At 68.9% G+C, this 14,636-nt stretch carries 15 protein-coding genes; 7 read left to right on the plus strand and 8 right to left on the minus strand.

What is annotated here, in order from left to right:
* Nucleotides 1-24 precede the first annotated feature (24 nt).
* The 3 genes from acnD to prpB form a co-directional block, all read right to left on the minus strand.
* On the minus strand, nucleotides 25-2,643 hold the full coding sequence (gene acnD, locus ACW5DW_RS16855) for a Fe/S-dependent 2-methylisocitrate dehydratase AcnD (RefSeq protein ID WP_457020459.1): 2,619 nt from the start codon (nucleotides 2,641-2,643) through the stop codon (nucleotides 25-27).
* A gap of 163 nt (nucleotides 2,644-2,806) precedes the next feature.
* Nucleotides 2,807-3,964, minus strand: a complete 1,158-nt coding sequence (gene prpC, locus ACW5DW_RS16860) for a bifunctional 2-methylcitrate synthase/citrate synthase (RefSeq protein WP_457020460.1) — start codon at nucleotides 3,962-3,964, stop codon at nucleotides 2,807-2,809.
* A gap of 181 nt (nucleotides 3,965-4,145) precedes the next feature.
* Nucleotides 4,146-5,042, minus strand: coding sequence for a methylisocitrate lyase (prpB, locus tag ACW5DW_RS16865; RefSeq protein WP_457020461.1), 897 nt, complete (start codon nucleotides 5,040-5,042; stop codon nucleotides 4,146-4,148).
* 97 nt (nucleotides 5,043-5,139) lie between these two features.
* Here prpB and ACW5DW_RS16870 point away from each other — a divergent pair, with 97 nt between their 5' ends.
* From ACW5DW_RS16870 to ACW5DW_RS16900, 7 genes are all read left to right on the plus strand, one after another.
* Nucleotides 5,140-6,384 carry a citrate/2-methylcitrate synthase gene (locus ACW5DW_RS16870; protein WP_457020462.1) on the plus strand — a complete coding sequence of 415 codons (1,245 nt, stop codon included), beginning with the start codon at nucleotides 5,140-5,142 and terminating at the stop codon, nucleotides 6,382-6,384.
* A 179-nt stretch (nucleotides 6,385-6,563) separates the two neighbouring features.
* Complete coding sequence (locus ACW5DW_RS16875; protein WP_457020463.1) at nucleotides 6,564-7,358, plus strand: ABC transporter ATP-binding protein; 795 nt, start codon at nucleotides 6,564-6,566, stop codon at nucleotides 7,356-7,358.
* On the plus strand, nucleotides 7,358-8,107 hold the full coding sequence (locus ACW5DW_RS16880; protein ID WP_457020464.1) for an MlaE family lipid ABC transporter permease subunit: 750 nt from the start codon (nucleotides 7,358-7,360) through the stop codon (nucleotides 8,105-8,107). The genes ACW5DW_RS16875 and ACW5DW_RS16880 overlap by 1 nt, the downstream gene beginning before the upstream one ends.
* 222 nt (nucleotides 8,108-8,329) lie before the next feature.
* A complete protein-coding gene (mlaD, locus tag ACW5DW_RS16885) occupies nucleotides 8,330-8,854 on the plus strand; it encodes an outer membrane lipid asymmetry maintenance protein MlaD (protein ID WP_457020465.1) in 525 nt (174 codons plus the stop codon).
* Nucleotides 8,851-9,522 (plus strand): MlaC/ttg2D family ABC transporter substrate-binding protein, encoded by a 672-nt coding sequence (locus ACW5DW_RS16890; protein ID WP_457020466.1) that lies wholly within the window; start codon nucleotides 8,851-8,853, stop codon nucleotides 9,520-9,522. The genes mlaD and ACW5DW_RS16890 overlap by 4 nt, the downstream gene beginning before the upstream one ends.
* Entirely contained in the window at nucleotides 9,522-9,809 is a 288-nt protein-coding gene (locus ACW5DW_RS16895) for an STAS domain-containing protein (RefSeq protein WP_457020467.1), read from the plus strand. Before ACW5DW_RS16890 ends, ACW5DW_RS16895 begins: the two co-directional genes overlap by 1 nt.
* Nucleotides 9,810-9,841: 32 nt before the next feature.
* Nucleotides 9,842-10,930: an MlaA family lipoprotein gene (locus ACW5DW_RS16900; protein WP_457020468.1), complete on the plus strand. Its 1,089-nt coding sequence runs from the start codon at nucleotides 9,842-9,844 to the stop codon at nucleotides 10,928-10,930.
* A 15-nt stretch (nucleotides 10,931-10,945) separates the two neighbouring features.
* On the opposite strand, the gene rmuC is transcribed toward ACW5DW_RS16900, so the two are convergent.
* The 5 genes from rmuC to ACW5DW_RS16925 form a co-directional block, all read right to left on the minus strand.
* Nucleotides 10,946-12,322, minus strand: a complete 1,377-nt coding sequence (rmuC, locus tag ACW5DW_RS16905) for a DNA recombination protein RmuC (protein ID WP_457020469.1) — start codon at nucleotides 12,320-12,322, stop codon at nucleotides 10,946-10,948.
* Nucleotides 12,323-12,750: 428 nt separating this feature from the next.
* The gene (locus ACW5DW_RS16910; RefSeq protein ID WP_457020470.1) at nucleotides 12,751-13,062 is read right to left on the minus strand and encodes a cupin domain-containing protein; all 312 of its coding nucleotides are present in this window, start codon (nucleotides 13,060-13,062) and stop codon (nucleotides 12,751-12,753) included.
* A gap of 330 nt (nucleotides 13,063-13,392) precedes the next feature.
* On the minus strand, nucleotides 13,393-13,713 hold the full coding sequence (locus ACW5DW_RS16915; protein WP_457020471.1) for a type II toxin-antitoxin system RelE/ParE family toxin: 321 nt from the start codon (nucleotides 13,711-13,713) through the stop codon (nucleotides 13,393-13,395).
* Entirely contained in the window at nucleotides 13,701-13,958 is a 258-nt protein-coding gene (locus ACW5DW_RS16920; RefSeq protein ID WP_132987067.1) for a type II toxin-antitoxin system Phd/YefM family antitoxin, read from the minus strand. Before ACW5DW_RS16920 ends, ACW5DW_RS16915 begins: the two co-directional genes overlap by 13 nt.
* 64 nt (nucleotides 13,959-14,022) lie before the next feature.
* Nucleotides 14,023-14,436: a hypothetical protein gene (locus ACW5DW_RS16925; protein WP_457020472.1), complete on the minus strand. Its 414-nt coding sequence runs from the start codon at nucleotides 14,434-14,436 to the stop codon at nucleotides 14,023-14,025.
* Nucleotides 14,437-14,636: the final 200 nt, after the last annotated feature.

Raw genomic sequence — 14,636 nt, forward strand, 5'->3', positions numbered from 1 at the left:
AAACCGGACGTTCTCAGCATTGCCTTAAGCGGCCTTCGACGCCGCCAGGAAATCCTGGGCGAAACGCTGCAGCACGCCGCCCGCCTCGTAGATGGCCGCTTCCTCGTCCGAATCCAGGCGGCAGGTCACCGGCACCTCGACCCGTTCGCCGTTCCTGCGTCGGATCACCAGCGTCAGCTCCGCCTCCGGCGCGGGGGTGCCGAGCACGTCGAAGGTTTCGGTTCCGTCGATCCCGAGCGTCAACCGCGTGGTGCCCGGCTGGAACTCCAGCGGCAACACGCCCATGCCGACCAGGTTGGTGCGGTGGATGCGCTCGAAGCCCTCGGCCGCGATCGCCTCCACGCCGGCCAGGCGCACGCCCTTGGCGGCCCAGTCGCGCGAGCTGCCCTGGCCGTAGTCGGCGCCGGCGATGATGACCAGCGGCTGCTTGCGCTGCATGTAGGTCTCGATCACCTCCCACATGCGCATCACCTCGCCTTCGGGTTCCAGTCGCGCCAGCGAGCCCTGCACCACGCTGCCGTCGGCGTCGCGCACCATCTCGTTGAGCAGCTTGGGGTTGGCGAAGGTGGCGCGCTGCGCGGTGAGGTGGTCGCCGCGGTGGGTTGCGTATGAATTGAAGTCCTCCTCGGGCAGGCCCATCTTGGTCAGGTATTCGCCGGCCGCGCTGTTGGCCATGATCGCGTTCGATGGCGAGAGGTGGTCGGTGGTGATGTTGTCGCCCAGCACCGCCAGCGCGCGCATGCCGCGCAGCGTGCGTTCGCCGGCCAGCGCGCCTTCCCAGTACGGCGGACGGCGGATGTAGGTGCTCATCGGACGCCAGTCGTAGAGCGGGCTGACCGTTTCGCCCGACTCGACCCGCAGCTTGAACATCGGTCCGTATACCGCTCGGTACTGCTCGGGCTTGACGCTGGCCTTGACCACCGCGTCGATCTCCTCGTCGCTGGGCCACAGGTCCTTGAGCGTGACCGGCTCGCCGTTGGCGTCGAAACCCAGTGCGTCCTTCTCGATGTCGAAGCGCACCGTGCCTGCGATGGCATAGGCGATCACCAGCGGCGGCGAGGCGAGGAAGGCCTGCTTGGCGTAGGGATGGATGCGACCGTCGAAGTTGCGGTTGCCGCTGAGCACGGCGGTGGCGTACAGGTCGCGCTCGATGATTTCCTGCTGGATCGCCGGATCCAGCGCGCCGCTCATGCCGTTGCAGGTGGTGCAGGCGAAGCCGACGATGCCGAAGCCCAGCGTCTCGAGCTCCGGCAGCAGGCCCGATTCCTCTAGATACAGCTGCACCGCCTTTGAGCCCGGCGCCAGCGAGGTCTTGACCCAGGGCTTGCGCACCATGCCACGCGCGTTGGCGTTGCGCGCCAGCAGTGCGGCGGCGATCACGTTGCGCGGATTGGAGGTATTGGTGCAGCTGGTGATGGCGGCGATGATCACCGCGCCATCGGGCATCAGGCCTTGCGCTTCCTCGGCCTTGCCGGCTTCGAGCTTGGTGCCGTCGGCGATGCCGCGCTCGGCCAGCGCGCTGGTCGGCAGGCGGCGATGCGGATTGGACGGGCCGGCCATGTTGCGCACGACGCTCGAGAGGTCGAAGTGCAGGGTGCGTTCGTACTGCGCGTGCGCGAGGTCATCGGCCCACAGGCCTGCAGTCCTGGCATAGGTCTCGACCAGCGCGACCTGCTCGTCGGTGCGCCCGGTCAGGCGCAGGTAGTCGAGCGTGTTGTCGTCGATGAAGAACATCGCCGCGGTTGCGCCGTACTCGGGCGCCATGTTCGAGATCGTGGCGCGGTCGCCGACGGTGAGCGCCGCCGCGCCCGGCCCGCGGAACTCGAGATAGGCACCGACCACCTTCGACTGGCGCAGGAATTCGGTCAGCGCGAGCACCACGTCGGTGGCGGTGATGCCTGGCGCGGGACGTCCCGACAGCTCGACGCCGGCCATTTCCGGCGTGCGCATCCACGAGGCGCGGCCCAGCATCACGCTCTCGGCTTCAAGCCCGCCCACGCCGATCGCGATCACGCCCAGCGCATCGACGTGCGGGGTATGCGAGTCGGTGCCGACGCAGGTGTCGGGAAAGGCCACGCCATCCTGCACGTAGACCACCGGCGACATCTTCTCCAGGTTGATCTGGTGCATGATCCCGTTGCCCGGCGGGATCACGTCGACGTTGCGGAATGCCTGCTTCGTCCAGTCGATGAAGTGGAAACGATCCTCGTTGCGGCGGTCCTCGATCGCGCGGTTCCTGGTGAACGCGTCCGGATCGAAGCCGCCGCATTCCACCGCCAGCGAGTGGTCGACGATCAGCTGCACCGGCACCACCGGATTGACCTGGGCGGGGTCGCCACCCTGCTCGGCGATCGCATCGCGCAGGCCGGCCAGGTCGACCAGCGCGGTCTGGCCGAGGATGTCGTGGCAGACCACGCGCGCCGGGAACCACGGAAAGTCCAGGTCGCGGCGACGCTCGATGAGCTGCACCAGGTAGTCGCCGATGCGCGCGGGCTCGGCGCGGCGCAGGATGTTCTCGGCATGCACGCGCGCGGTGTAAGGCAGCGTGGCCCAGGCACCCGGCTGGATCGCCTCGACGGCTTCGCGCGCGTCGAACCAGTCGAGCGAAGTGCCGGGGAGGGGTTTGCGGTGCTGGCTGTTCATGGCGGGCGACTCGGTGTCTGGAGCGGGCATTTCCCTTCCCCCGCTTGCGGGGGAAGTGCCCGAAGGGCGATGGGGGCGCGCCGCAGGCGCGGATGCGGAATCGATACTGCCTGCCCCCACCCCAGCCCTCCCCCGCAGGCGGAGGAGGGAGCGAAGCGATGGATCAGGGGCGCTGATCGATCGGCACGAAGGTCTGGTCCTCCGGCCCGGTGTAGTTGGCGCTGGGGCGGATGATCTTGCCGTCGATGCGCTGCTCGATGACGTGCGCGCTCCAGCCGCTGGTGCGGGCGATCACGAACAGCGGCGTGAACATCGCCGTCGGCACGCCCATCATGTGGTAGCTCACCGCGCTGAACCAGTCGAGGTTGGGGAACATCTTCTTGATGTCCCACATCACCGTTTCCAGGCGCTCGGCGATGTCGTACATCCTGCGGCTGCGCTGCTCGTCGGACAGCTCGCGCGCCACGGTCTTGATCACCTCGTTGCGCGGGTCGCCGGTGGTGTAGACCGGGTGTCCGAAGCCGATCACCACTTCCTTGCGATCGACGCGCGCGCGGATGTCGGCTTCGGCGTCGTCGGGTGAGTCGTAGCGCTTCTGGATCTCGAACGCCACCTCGTTGGCGCCGCCGTGCTTGGGGCCACGCAGCGCGCCGATCGCGCCGGTGATGCACGAATGCATGTCGCTGCCGGTGCCGGCGATCACCCGCGCGGTGAAGGTCGAGGCATTGAACTCGTGCTCGGCGTAGAGGATCAGCGAGGTGTGCATCGCGCGCACCCAGGACTCGGGCGGCGGCGCGCCGTGCAGCAGGTGCAGGAAGTGGCCGCCGATCGAATCATCGTCGGTCTCGACGTCGATCGCGCGCCCGTTGTGGCTCCAGTGGTACCAGTACAGCAGCATCGAGCCCAGCGAGGCCATCAGCTTGTCGGCGATGTCGCGCGCGCCCGGATGGTTGTGGTCCACCGCTTCGGGCTGCACGCAGCCGAGCACCGACACGCCGGTGCGCATCACGTCCATCGGATGCGCCGACGGCGGCAGTTCCTCCAGCGCCGCCTTGACCGCGGCGGGGATCCCGCGCAGCGACTTCAGCTTGCGCCGGTAGGCGCCCAGCTCGGCGGCGTTGGGCAGCTTGCCGTGGACCAGCAGGTGCGCGACCTCCTCGAACTCGGAGGTGGTGGCCAGGTCGAGGATGTCGTAGCCGCGATAGGCCAGGTCGTTGCCGCTGCGGCCGACCGTGCACAGCGCGGTATTGCCGGCGGCGGTGCCGGACAGCGCGACGGATTTCTTCGGCTTGAACGGCGTGGCGGGGGTGGCGTCGCTCATGGGTGGTCTCCTGGACTGCGTGGCGCGTGTTGCCGGATGCGTGTCCGCCCGCGGGCGGACGCTGCGTTGGAAGTATCGAAGCGGCGATCGCGCCGCGCCAGAACGCGCCGGAGGTTGCCGGACGGGGCCTGTGCCACGTCCGGCCCGCCGGCCGACCAACGCTGCAGCGGCCGCCACTGGCTCATTTTTTCGCTGCGAACAGGGCGTCGAGCCTGCGCTCGAAGTCGTGGTAGCCGATGCGCTCGTACAGCTCCTCGCGCGTCTGCATGGTGTCGACCACCGCCTTCTGGTGGCCGTCGCGGCGGATCGCCTCGTACACGTTCTCGGCCGCCTTGTTCATGGCGCGGAACGCCGACAGCGGATACAGCTGGATGGCAACGCCGGCCGAAGCCAACTCGTCGCGCGTGAACAACGGCGTGCTTCCGAACTCGGTGATGTTGGCCAGTACCGGCACCTGCACCGCATCGACGAAGCGGCGGTAGGTGTCGAGGTCGTAGGCGGCCTCGGCGAAGATGCCGTCGGCGCCGGCCTCGACGCAGGCGATGGCGCGCTCGATCGCCGCGTCCACGCCGTCGACCTGGATCGCGTCGGTGCGCGCGATCAGGAAGAAGTCCGGATCGGTCTTGGCATCTGCGGCCGCCTTGACCCGGTCGGCCATCTCGCCCTGGCTCACGATCTCCTTGCCCGGGCGATGGCCGCAGCGCTTGGCGCCGACCTGGTCCTCGATATGGCAGGCGGCCGCGCCGGCCTTGATCAGCGACTTCACCGTGCGCTCGATGTTGAAGGCGCTGGGGCCGAAGCCGGTGTCGATGTCGACCATCAGCGGCAGGTCGCAGACATCGGTGATGCGGCGCACGTCGATCAGCACGTCCTCGAGCGTGTTGATGCCGAGGTCGGGCAGGCCCAGCGAGCCGGCCGCGACGCCGCCGCCGGACAGGTAGATCGCCCGGTAGCCGGCGCGCCTGGCCAGCAGCGCGTGGTTGGCGTTGATCGCGCCAATCACCTGCAGCGGCGATTCGGCCGCGAGGGCGGCGCGGAAGCGCGCGCCGGGGGAAGCGATGACGGACTGGGTGGACATGGCGGCCTGCGTGCTGCGGCGGGGATTTCCCGGATGCGGGCAATGTGGCACTCTTCGTCGGGTTGATCAATCTTGATTGAACGGATCAAGCTGAGCCATGCCCAAGCCCACGCCCACCGATGCCGACCTGATTCCCGCACGCGAGGTCTGCGCCCGGCTCGGGATCAGCCCGGCCACGCTCTACGCCTACGTCAGCCGCGGGCTGATCGAGTCGCGGCCCGGGCCGGACCATCGCAGCCGCGTCTACCTGCAGCGCGACGTCGAGCGCCTGGCCCAGCGCAAGAAGGCCGGCCGCGGCGCCGCGCGCGGGGCCGCGCAAAGCCTGGACCGCGGCCTGCCGGTGATGGAGACCGCGATCTCGCTGATCCGCCCCGACAGCCCCTACTACCGCGGCCGTTCGGCGGTGGCGATGGTGCGCGCCGGCGCCACCCTTGAGGACGCCGCGCGCCTGCTCTGGGACTGCGGCGACCAGGATCCTTTCGACCCTGCGCCCACGGCGGGCTGGCCGGCGCGGGTGGCGCCGATCGCGGCGGATGCCTCGCTGCCGGCGCTCAAGCGCGCGATGGCCGCGATCCCGCTGCTGGCGGTGGACGAGCGCGATTCGCTCAGCGCCGCGCCGGCGGCCCGGCGCCGGGTCGCGGCGACCCTGCTGCGCCAGAACGCCGCCCTGTTGGTGGCCGCCACCCCCGACGCGCGCCCGGTGCACCGCTTGCTGGCCGATGCCTGGCGGCCGGGCGACGCCGCCTTCGCCGACCTGGTGCGCGCGGCCCTGGTGCTGTGCGCCGATCACGAGCTCAACGTCTCGGCCTTTGCCGCGCGCGTGGTCGCCTCCACCGGCGCGCACCTGCACGCCACCGTCTGCGCCGGCCTGTCCGCGCTGTCGGGCCCGCGCCACGGCGGCGCCACGGCGCGCGCCTACGCGCTCATCGCCGATGCCGCCGCAGCCGATTCGCCCGCCGCCTTCATCGGCGAGCGCTGGCGCCGCGGCGACGAGCTGCCCGGCTTCCACCACGTGCTGTATCCCGACGGCGACCCCCGCGGCGCCGAGCTGCTGGCGATGCTGCGCCGATATCGCGGGGGCGATCCACGCATGGCCCACGTCGATGCCCTGGTCGCCGCCGCCGCCGACAGCAGCGGCCGCCTGCCCAATATCGACGGCATGCTCGCCGCGATCTGCTACGTGCACGGACAGCCCGCCGCCCCCGCGCTGGCGATGTTCGCCGCCGGACGCCTGGCCGGCTGGCTGGCGCACGCCCAGGAGCAGCAGGAAGCCGGCGGGCTGATCAGGCCGCGCGCGCAGTACAACGGGGTGATGCCGGAGGCGGATGCGGCGTCGCCGTAACGGCGCGCGCTGATCCGGTAGCGGGGTCGCGGGGCCACGCGGCCGCCTGTCGGGGGATGGCAACGGGGTGGAGCCGCCTTTTTGTCTGGACTGCCCTACGCCACGCCGCGGGTTACGGCTCCGGCAGGGTTCAGCCGCCTTCGGCCATGCTTTCGAGCTGTCGGCCCTCGCCGCGCCCCATGATCGACGCCCCCAACGACACCACCGCCGTGCGCTTCGACGCTGTCCGCCTGGACCGTGGCGGGCGCACGATCCTGTCCGGCATCGACCTGTCGGTGCCGCGCGGCAGCGTGACCGCAGTGCTCGGCCCGTCGGGCAGCGGCAAGTCCACCCTGCTGGCCGCGCTCACCGGCGAGCTCGCGCCGACCTCCGGCACCGTGCAGGTGTTCGGGCGGACGGTGCCGCAGCGCAAGCGCGACCTGCTCGAGCTGCGCAAGTCGATCGGCGTGCTGCTGCAGGGCAACGGCCTGCTCACCGACCTCACCGCCGCCGAGAACATCGCCCTGCCGCTGCGCACGCACACCAGGCTGCCGCGCGAGGTGATCGACCGGCTGGTGGAAATGAAGCTGCATGCGGTGGGCCTGCGCTCGGCCGGCGACCTGTACCCGCGTGAGCTGTCCGGCGGCATGGCGCGTCGCGTCGCGCTGGCGCGGGCAATCGCACTCGACCCGCCGCTGATGGTCTACGACGAGCCGCTCACCGGCCTGGACCCGATCGCCTCGGGCGTGATCATGAACCTGGTGTCCGAACTCAACGACCGCCTCGGCCTGACCAGCATCATCGTCACCCACCACGTGCGCGAGACCCTGCCCATCGCCGACCGCGCGGTGGTGATCGCCAACGGCGGCATCGTGTTTTCCGGCACGCCCGACCAGCTGCAGGCCAGTGACGATCCGCTGCTGCGCCAGTTCCTGCGCGGCGAACCGGATGGTCCGATCGCCTTCGACAGTGCCCCCCGCACGGAGGCGGCGTGATGGCGCTGGTCCAGGCCCTGCGCTCGGTTGGGCGCGCCGGCCTGTTCTCGCTGTCGGTGCTGCGCGCATCCAAGCCCAGCGCCGACCTGTTCGCCGAGCTCGTCCGCGAGATCTACAAGGTCGGCGCGCGCTCGCTGCCGATCATCGCCGTGGGCGGCGCCTTCGTCGGCCTGTCGCTGACCCTGCTCGGCTTTCGCGCGCTGGAAACCTACGGCGCGGCCAACCAGGTCAGCGTGCTGATCGGCCTGGGCCTGTACCGCGAACTGGCGCCGGTGCTGACCGCGCTGCTGTTCATCGGCCGCGCCGGTTCCTCGATCGCCGCCGAACTCGGCCTGATGCGCGCCACCGACCAGATCACCGCGCTCGGCCTGATGGCGATCGACCCGGTCGGCAAGGCGGTCGCGCCGCGCTTCTGGGCGGCGGTGCTGACCGTGCCGCTGCTGGTCGGCTTCTTCGCCAGCTTCGCCATCGCCGCCAGCTGGTTCCAGGCGGTGCAGGTGCTGGGCATCGACAACGGCACCTTCTGGCAGGCGATGAAGGATGCCGTCGACTTCCGCAGCGACTTCATCCCCGCCTTCGCCAAGGCCGCCGTGTTCGGCGGCACCGCCGCGCTGGTGGCCTCGTATGTCGGCTACCACGCCGAGCCGACCATCGAGGGCACTTCGATCGCCACCACGCGCGCGGTGGTCAACGCCTCGCTGCTGGTGCTGATGTTCAACTTCGTGCTGTCGGCGTTCCTGTTCCGCTAGGGCGGACGTCTCACGGGCCCTTCCAATGAATCCATCGACCATTCCACCCTCCCGTCGCGACGCCTGCATGCCCTGTCATCCCGAACGCAGTGAGGGATCTGCTTCATCCGCATCCGCGGCCGGGATTTCTCCCGGTCGAAATGACAGGTGCGGCGATCGATACGACATGCACGGCGCCCGAAACGCCGCCGCGATGCACCCCGCCCACCTGGAGCACTCCGCATGAGCAGCCGCGGCCCCCGTCTCGAATTCGCCGTCGGCGCCTTCCTCGTGCTGGCGCTGGCCTCGCTGCTGGTGCTGGCCATCGCCTCCACCAACGGCCGCTTCGGTCTGTCGCGCGACAGCTACGAGATCACGGCGCGCTTCACCCAGGTCGGCCAGCTGCGCCCCAATGCGCCGGTCAAGATCGGCGGCGTCACCATCGGCCGGGTGTCGAACATCGACCTTGATCCGGCCAGGTTCGACTCCATCGTCACCCTGTCCATCGACAGCCGCTTCAACGAGATCCCGATCGACACCTCGGCCGGCATCCTCACCGGCGGCCTGCTGGGCGAGAGCTATGTCGGCCTGCAGCCCGGCGGCGACATGGAGGTGTTCAAGCCGGGCGAGGAACTGGTGTTCACCACGCCGGCGGTGGACCTGATGCAAATGGTCGGCAAGTACATGTTCAGCGGCGGCGGCGACAATGCCGCGCCCGGTGATGCGCAGCCCGCGCCCCCCGCTCCGGAAGAAGGAACGACCCCATGATCCGCACCCCCCGCAATCTGCTGTCCCTGGCGCTTGCCGCCAGCCTGCTCGCTGCCGCACCGGCCCTGTCCCTGGCCCAGTCGCCTGCCGCGCCTGCGGCCGCGGCGAAGATGCAGGGCTCGCCCAGCGAACTCGTGCTCGACAACTCCAGGCGCGTGCTGGAAACGCTGGACGCGCGCCGCGACGAGTTCACCCGCGACCGCGCCGCCCTGCAGCGCTTCGTCAGCGGCGAGTTCAACACCATGTTCGATCGCGACTATGCCGCGCGCCAGGTGCTCGGCCGCCACGGCCGCGGCGCCTCGGACGCCGACATCAAGGCCTTCGGCGATGCGCTCGCCGACAACCTGATGCGCCGCTACGGCTCGTCCCTGATCGACTTCAACACCCGCCTGCGCGTGCGCATCAAGTCCGAGACGGCGCTGCCGCGCGGGCTGGGCGTCAAGGTGTCCAGCGAACTGCTGCGCCAGGGCGGCGAGCCGATCCCGGTCGACTACCTGCTGCGCCGTGGCGGCGACGGCTGGCGCGTGTTCGACGTGATGGTCGAGGGGGTGTCGTTCGTGCAGACCTTCCGCCAGCAGTTCGACAGCGAGCTGCAGCGCAAGTCCATCGCCCAGGTGGCGAAGGAACTGCGCGACGGCCAGATCGCGGCCGACGCCGGCACCAACTGATGCCGGCAGCCGCCACGGTGCATCGCGACGGGACCACGCTGGCCTTTGCCGGCGCGCTCGCGCGCGAGGCCGTGGCCGCGCTCTGGCCGCAAGCCGTGCGCATGGCTGCGGGCGCGGAACGTTTCGATCTGTCGGCGCTGTCGGCGGTCGACAGCGCCGGCCTGGCCCTGCTGGTGGAACTGGCGCAGCGTGCCGACGGCGTGGCCGTCATCGGCGATCCCCCGGGGCTCGACGGCCTGCGCCGGGCCTACCGGCTGTCCCCCACCCTGGCATTCGCGCGGGCATGACGTCCGCGCCACACTTTCGACGGACCGTTCCAATGCGCCTTTCCCCACGCCTGCGTCTGCCCCTGCTGCTCCTGCCGCTGCTGCTTGCCGCCTGTGCCGGCGGTGGCGGCACGCGCGCGACGACCAACACGGGCGCACTGCTCGCACCGGCCGACGCGACAGCCCCGGCCACAGCAACGCCGGGCGACGCGACCGCAGGTACGACCGCGTTGGCTGCGGATGCCGTGGCCGCGGATCCTGCCACGTCCATCGCCGCGCTTGCGGCCGGGCAGGAGGCGCCCGGGCCCGACCCGGCAACGCAGGTACCGGCGACCCAGGCCGAACTCGACTACGCCTCGATCTACGGCGTATCGCCCTACGACCCGATCGCCGATCCGAACCTGCCGGCGCCGGCGCAAATGCCGGCCAGCTACGACCCCTGGGAGAGCTGGAACCGCAGGGTCCACAGCTTCAACAACGCCGTCGACCGCACCGTCGCCACGCCGCTGGCCCGCGCCTACATGCAGGTCGTGCCACGCCCGGTGCGCCTGGGCGTGGGCAACTTCTTCAACAACCTCGGCCAGCCTGTAAGTGCGCTCAACGCGCTGCTGCAGGGCCGGCCGCAGCAGGCCGGGCATTCGCTGGGGCGCTTCCTGCTCAACACCACGATCGGCATCGGCGGACTGTTCGACCCGGCCACCGCCGTCAACATCCCCAACCGCAGCGAGGACTTCGGGCAGACGCTGGGCGTGTGGGGCTGGACCAACTCGCGCTACCTCGTGCTGCCGCTGTTCGGTCCGCGCACCCTGCGCGACACCTTCGGCCTGGTCGGTGATGCACCGCTGTCGCCCACGCGCCAGATCGAGGACGACGGCATCCGCTACTTCCTGCAGGGCCTGCAGCTGGTGGACCTGCGCACCCAGCTGTTCGCGCTCGATGCCATGCGCCAGGGCGCCACCGATGACTACGCGCTGGTGCGCGATGCCTGGATGCAGCGCCGCAACTACCAGATCCAGTCCGACCGCCGCACCGTCGAGGGCGACGAGGGCGACGAACTCCCGGACTACCTGCTCGACGACGAAGCCAATCCGACCGTCCCGGTCGACGTCATGCCGATCGTGCCGCTCTCGCCAACGCCCTGAGCAGCCCGGCGGCGCTCAGGGCGCGTCGTCGCCCTGCGGCGCGTCCTGCGCCTCGTCGTCCTCGAGCTCATCGCCGAGCATGGCCTGCGACTGCTCCACCGACAGCGTCTCCACCCCACGCAGCCTGCGCTCGATGGTCCGCGTCTTGCGGCTGGCATCGCCCAGGCTCTTGCCGACGGTATTGATCTGCTTCTCGGCGCGCTCGAGGATCCCGGCGAACTTGCCGAACTCGCTCTTCACCGCGCCCAGCAGCTTCCACACCTCGCTCGAACGCTGCTCGATGGCCAGGGTGCGGAAGCCCATCTGCAGGCTGTTGAGCAGGGCGGTGAACGTGGTCGGGCCGGCCACCACCATGCGGTGTTCGCGCTGCAAGGCATCGGTCAGCCCGGGGCGGCGGATGACCTCGGCGTAGAGGCCCTCGGTGGGCAGGAACATCACCGCGAAATCGGTGGTGTGCGGCGGCACCACGTACTTGTCGCAGATCGACTTGGCCTGGATGCGGATCGCCCGCTCCAGCTGCGCGCCGGTGCTGCGCACCAGCTCCGGGTCGCCCTGGTCCTGCGCATCGAGCAGGCGCTCGTAGTCCTCGCGCGGGAACTTGCAGTCGATCGGCAGCCACAGTGGCGCCGCGTCCGCGCCACGCCCGGGCAGGCGCACCGCGAAGTCCACCGTCTCGGCGCTGTCGGGCCGCACCCGCACGCTGCGCGCGTACTGCTCGCCAGTGAGGGTCTGCTCCAGGATGTTCTCCAGCTGCACCTCGCCCCAGCCACCGCGCGTCTTGACGTTGCTCAGCACGCGCTTGAGATCGCCCACGCCGGTGGCCAGCTGCTGCATCTCACCCAGCCCGCGCTGCACCTGCTCCAGGCGCTCGGAGACGAGCTTGAACGAAGAATCCAGGCGCGTGGTGAGCGTGCTCTGCAGCTTCTCGTCGACCGTTTCGCGCATCTTCTCCAGCTTGCTCGAGTTGTCCTCTTGCAGCGCACGCAGCTGCTGCTCCAGCGTCGTGCGCATTTCGCCGATCCGCTGCTCGTTGCGCTGGGTCAACTCGGACAGGCGCACGCCAAGGCCCTCGGCGAACCGGTGCTGCTGCTCGGCGTGCTCGCCGCGCGCCTTGCGGGCATCGTCGGTCAGCGCCTCGCGCAGCACGTCCAAGCGCTGGTCGGTGCGCGTGGCCAGGTCGTCGAGGCGCCGGCCGAACGCGTCGATCCGCTGCTCCTGTGCGACCGACAGCCCGTCCAGCTGCTGACGCAGCTCGCTGCGGCCGTCGCGCTGCTCCTCGCGCAACGCCCGTTCCAAGGCCTGCTCAGGGCGACGCAGCACCAGTACCGCCAGCAGCGCCACCGTCAACAGCAGCAGCCCGGCGATCGCGATCAAAAGAGTCGTGGAGTCCATCTCCACAGTCTAGGCCGGCAGCGTCTCAGTGCGTGAGCCGGGAGCCGGTCGCGGGCACCCAAGCCGCATGGCGGGCGACGCCAGCAGCAAGCCTGCGTCGTGGAGCCGGCTCATGATGTCGCCCGTGCACGAGGGCCGCAGTTCGTTCGCAAACAATCGCCTGGCAGCGAGATGAAAGACGACCACTATCTCGACGTGGGCCGCTCGCACGATTCCAGCCGCCAAGGGTTGGAGCCACGCCCGTCTACATGCGCGAGTACCAATGTGGATCCGGTGGCGATAGCAATGCGAAAGGCCATCGGCTCCCCACTCCAGTGGATGTCATGGCTGGACCGATGCGGGATTGGGCGTCGGCCATCTGCGGACACCAAGCCGGCCGCAGGGGGTGCGCAACCCGCATGGCCTGGCAGCAGAACCAGGCCGCGCGGCTAGACACTGCCCTCTCGCTCAATCACCAGGATCCTGGCCTCTCCGATGGGATGGGCGACATGTTCGGTACCGACAGCGGCATGGAAGACGTCGCCGGTCTCAAGGATGGTGCTGTGCTCCAGGCCAGCCTCCCGGTAGCGCATCTCAACCCGGCCATCGAGGACGGCAAACACTTCCTCCCCGTCGTTGATGTGCCACTTGTAGGGCTGGTCCGTCCAGTGAAGGCGCGTCGTGACGCCGCCCATGTTGGCAATGTCTGTCGCGCCCCACGGGCGATCTGCCTTGAAGGTGCTGCCACGGAAGACTTTCATGCCGTGTCCGAGTCCTGGGTTAAGCCGACTGACGAGGCGGCTGGGACTTCCTACGCAGAAGTTGACACCCTGTGGTCAGGTGCACGGGGCTTCGAACGCCGATGGCGTCTGGTATCCGTGGGCCGAGTGTAAGCGCAGGGATCGACACAGCAAGACATGCGGGATGCTTGCGGCGCACGCCAATGCCCGGGCAGCGGCGTAGTGGACCCCGACCATGTCTGGACAGTCCGCCTTGACGGCTTCCCGGCACAGGAGCTGCGGGGAAAGCATTTGCCCGCCTAACGCTTGAGTTGAGCCGAACCGCGAAGCGGCACCGGCTTGAACGCATTGTTAGGCCCTTGCCTGTCGAGTACGAGGCGCCAGCTGCCCCTTCCGAAGCAATCGCTCCGCGCGCATGACGTACAAGATGAACACCTTGTGCCCATCGTAGCGATAGAAGACGCGGCAAGGCGGCTCCACAACCTGCCGATACCGCGACCGCCCAAGCTCCTGTGGGCGGCTACCGCTCTCTGGATGATCAGCAAGCTGCTCGACATGAGCAAAGATGCGTTTGACCAGTTCCGAGGCAGCGACTGGATCCTCCAACGCGATGAAGTCGGCAATGGCATCCAGGTCGCTCAGCGCGGGCTCTGACCAGACTATTTCAGCCATCTGGCAAGACGCTTCTTAGCTTGTGCGTGCGTCGCCACGCGACCCTCGGCAATCGCCTGCTCTCCGCGTGCGATTCCCTCGAGCACGGTCATGCGTCGCTGCATGAGTTGAAAGCTCTCAACGTCAACGAGGTACGCACTCGGCAGGCCGTGCTGCGTGATGAGGATAGGCTCCTTGTCCCGCTCGATATCGGAAAGGAGCTCAGTCGCCTGGCGCTTGAGGGTGGTAACGAGTTCTGTACGCATCAAGTGACACTACAGTATCACTCTGGGCGCGCGCAAGTGCTGGAGCAAAGGCCTAACGCTTGAATTAAGCCGCGCCACGAAGTGGTGTCTGCTTGAATGAATTGTTAGGCGGCGCCGCACAGATGTACGCCCACCGCCTTCCGACCTGCGATGTGATGTACCACGTCAGAGCCAACTGAACCGGAGGAACGAATGCCCACCAGTAGTCGACGAAGAAGCCGGAGACGCGAAGCAAGCCCGCGCCGGAAGCCATCTCCGCGGCCGCAAGTTGCGGCGCGATGAAGATGCCGTACGCCTCAACCGGCAACAGAACAGCAAAGGCGAGGAACGAGAAGACGCCATAGACCAAAGCTGCAACAGTGCCGACAAACAGGAACGGGCGAGGAAGTCGCGATCTTCTCCGGAAGGCTTTGCTTGCGGGGAGCCAGACGGGCGCAAACGAAATTATGAAGTAGAGCAAAGCGATGACAATGATCATTGCGCTCAACTTTGGCCCGAAGAGATCGATAGCTTCCATAGCCGCCTAACGCCTGAGTTAAGCCGACTTGCGCAGTGGGGGCTTTGGCGTGGCAAGCTTTTCCTGCCACGCCAAAGCCGTAACGAAGCAAGTTCGGCTTGAACGAATTGTTAGGCGGCACTTCCAGGGACAGGCGTTGCAAGCTGAGCTTCGATTGCAGC

The sequence above is a fragment of the Luteimonas sp. A482 genome, assembly GCF_054072655.1.

What these genes read in the sequence shown, in the direction of transcription:
- ACW5DW_RS16920 (WP_132987067.1), bottom strand. Translation starts at nt 13,958, where the DNA reads ATGCGTACAGAACTCGTTACCACCCTCAAGCGCCAGGCGACTGAGCTC.
- ACW5DW_RS16900 (WP_457020468.1), top strand. Translation starts at nt 9,842, where the DNA reads ATGCGCCTTTCCCCACGCCTGCGTCTGCCCCTGCTGCTCCTGCCGCTG.
- acnD (WP_457020459.1), bottom strand. Translation starts at nt 2,643, where the DNA reads ATGAACAGCCAGCACCGCAAACCCCTCCCCGGCACTTCGCTCGACTGG.
- ACW5DW_RS16870 (WP_457020462.1), top strand. Translation starts at nt 5,140, where the DNA reads ATGCCCAAGCCCACGCCCACCGATGCCGACCTGATTCCCGCACGCGAG.
- ACW5DW_RS16895 (WP_457020467.1), top strand. Translation starts at nt 9,522, where the DNA reads ATGCCGGCAGCCGCCACGGTGCATCGCGACGGGACCACGCTGGCCTTT.
- ACW5DW_RS16910 (WP_457020470.1), bottom strand. Translation starts at nt 13,062, where the DNA reads ATGAAAGTCTTCCGTGGCAGCACCTTCAAGGCAGATCGCCCGTGGGGC.
- ACW5DW_RS16915 (WP_457020471.1), bottom strand. Translation starts at nt 13,713, where the DNA reads ATGGCTGAAATAGTCTGGTCAGAGCCCGCGCTGAGCGACCTGGATGCC.
- ACW5DW_RS16890 (WP_457020466.1), top strand. Translation starts at nt 8,851, where the DNA reads ATGATCCGCACCCCCCGCAATCTGCTGTCCCTGGCGCTTGCCGCCAGC.
- rmuC (WP_457020469.1), bottom strand. Translation starts at nt 12,322, where the DNA reads ATGGACTCCACGACTCTTTTGATCGCGATCGCCGGGCTGCTGCTGTTG.
- ACW5DW_RS16880 (WP_457020464.1), top strand. Translation starts at nt 7,358, where the DNA reads ATGGCGCTGGTCCAGGCCCTGCGCTCGGTTGGGCGCGCCGGCCTGTTC.
- prpC (WP_457020460.1), bottom strand. Translation starts at nt 3,964, where the DNA reads ATGAGCGACGCCACCCCCGCCACGCCGTTCAAGCCGAAGAAATCCGTC.
- ACW5DW_RS16925 (WP_457020472.1), bottom strand. Translation starts at nt 14,436, where the DNA reads ATGATCATTGTCATCGCTTTGCTCTACTTCATAATTTCGTTTGCGCCC.
- mlaD (WP_457020465.1), top strand. Translation starts at nt 8,330, where the DNA reads ATGAGCAGCCGCGGCCCCCGTCTCGAATTCGCCGTCGGCGCCTTCCTC.
- prpB (WP_457020461.1), bottom strand. Translation starts at nt 5,042, where the DNA reads ATGTCCACCCAGTCCGTCATCGCTTCCCCCGGCGCGCGCTTCCGCGCC.
- ACW5DW_RS16875 (WP_457020463.1), top strand. Translation starts at nt 6,564, where the DNA reads ATGATCGACGCCCCCAACGACACCACCGCCGTGCGCTTCGACGCTGTC.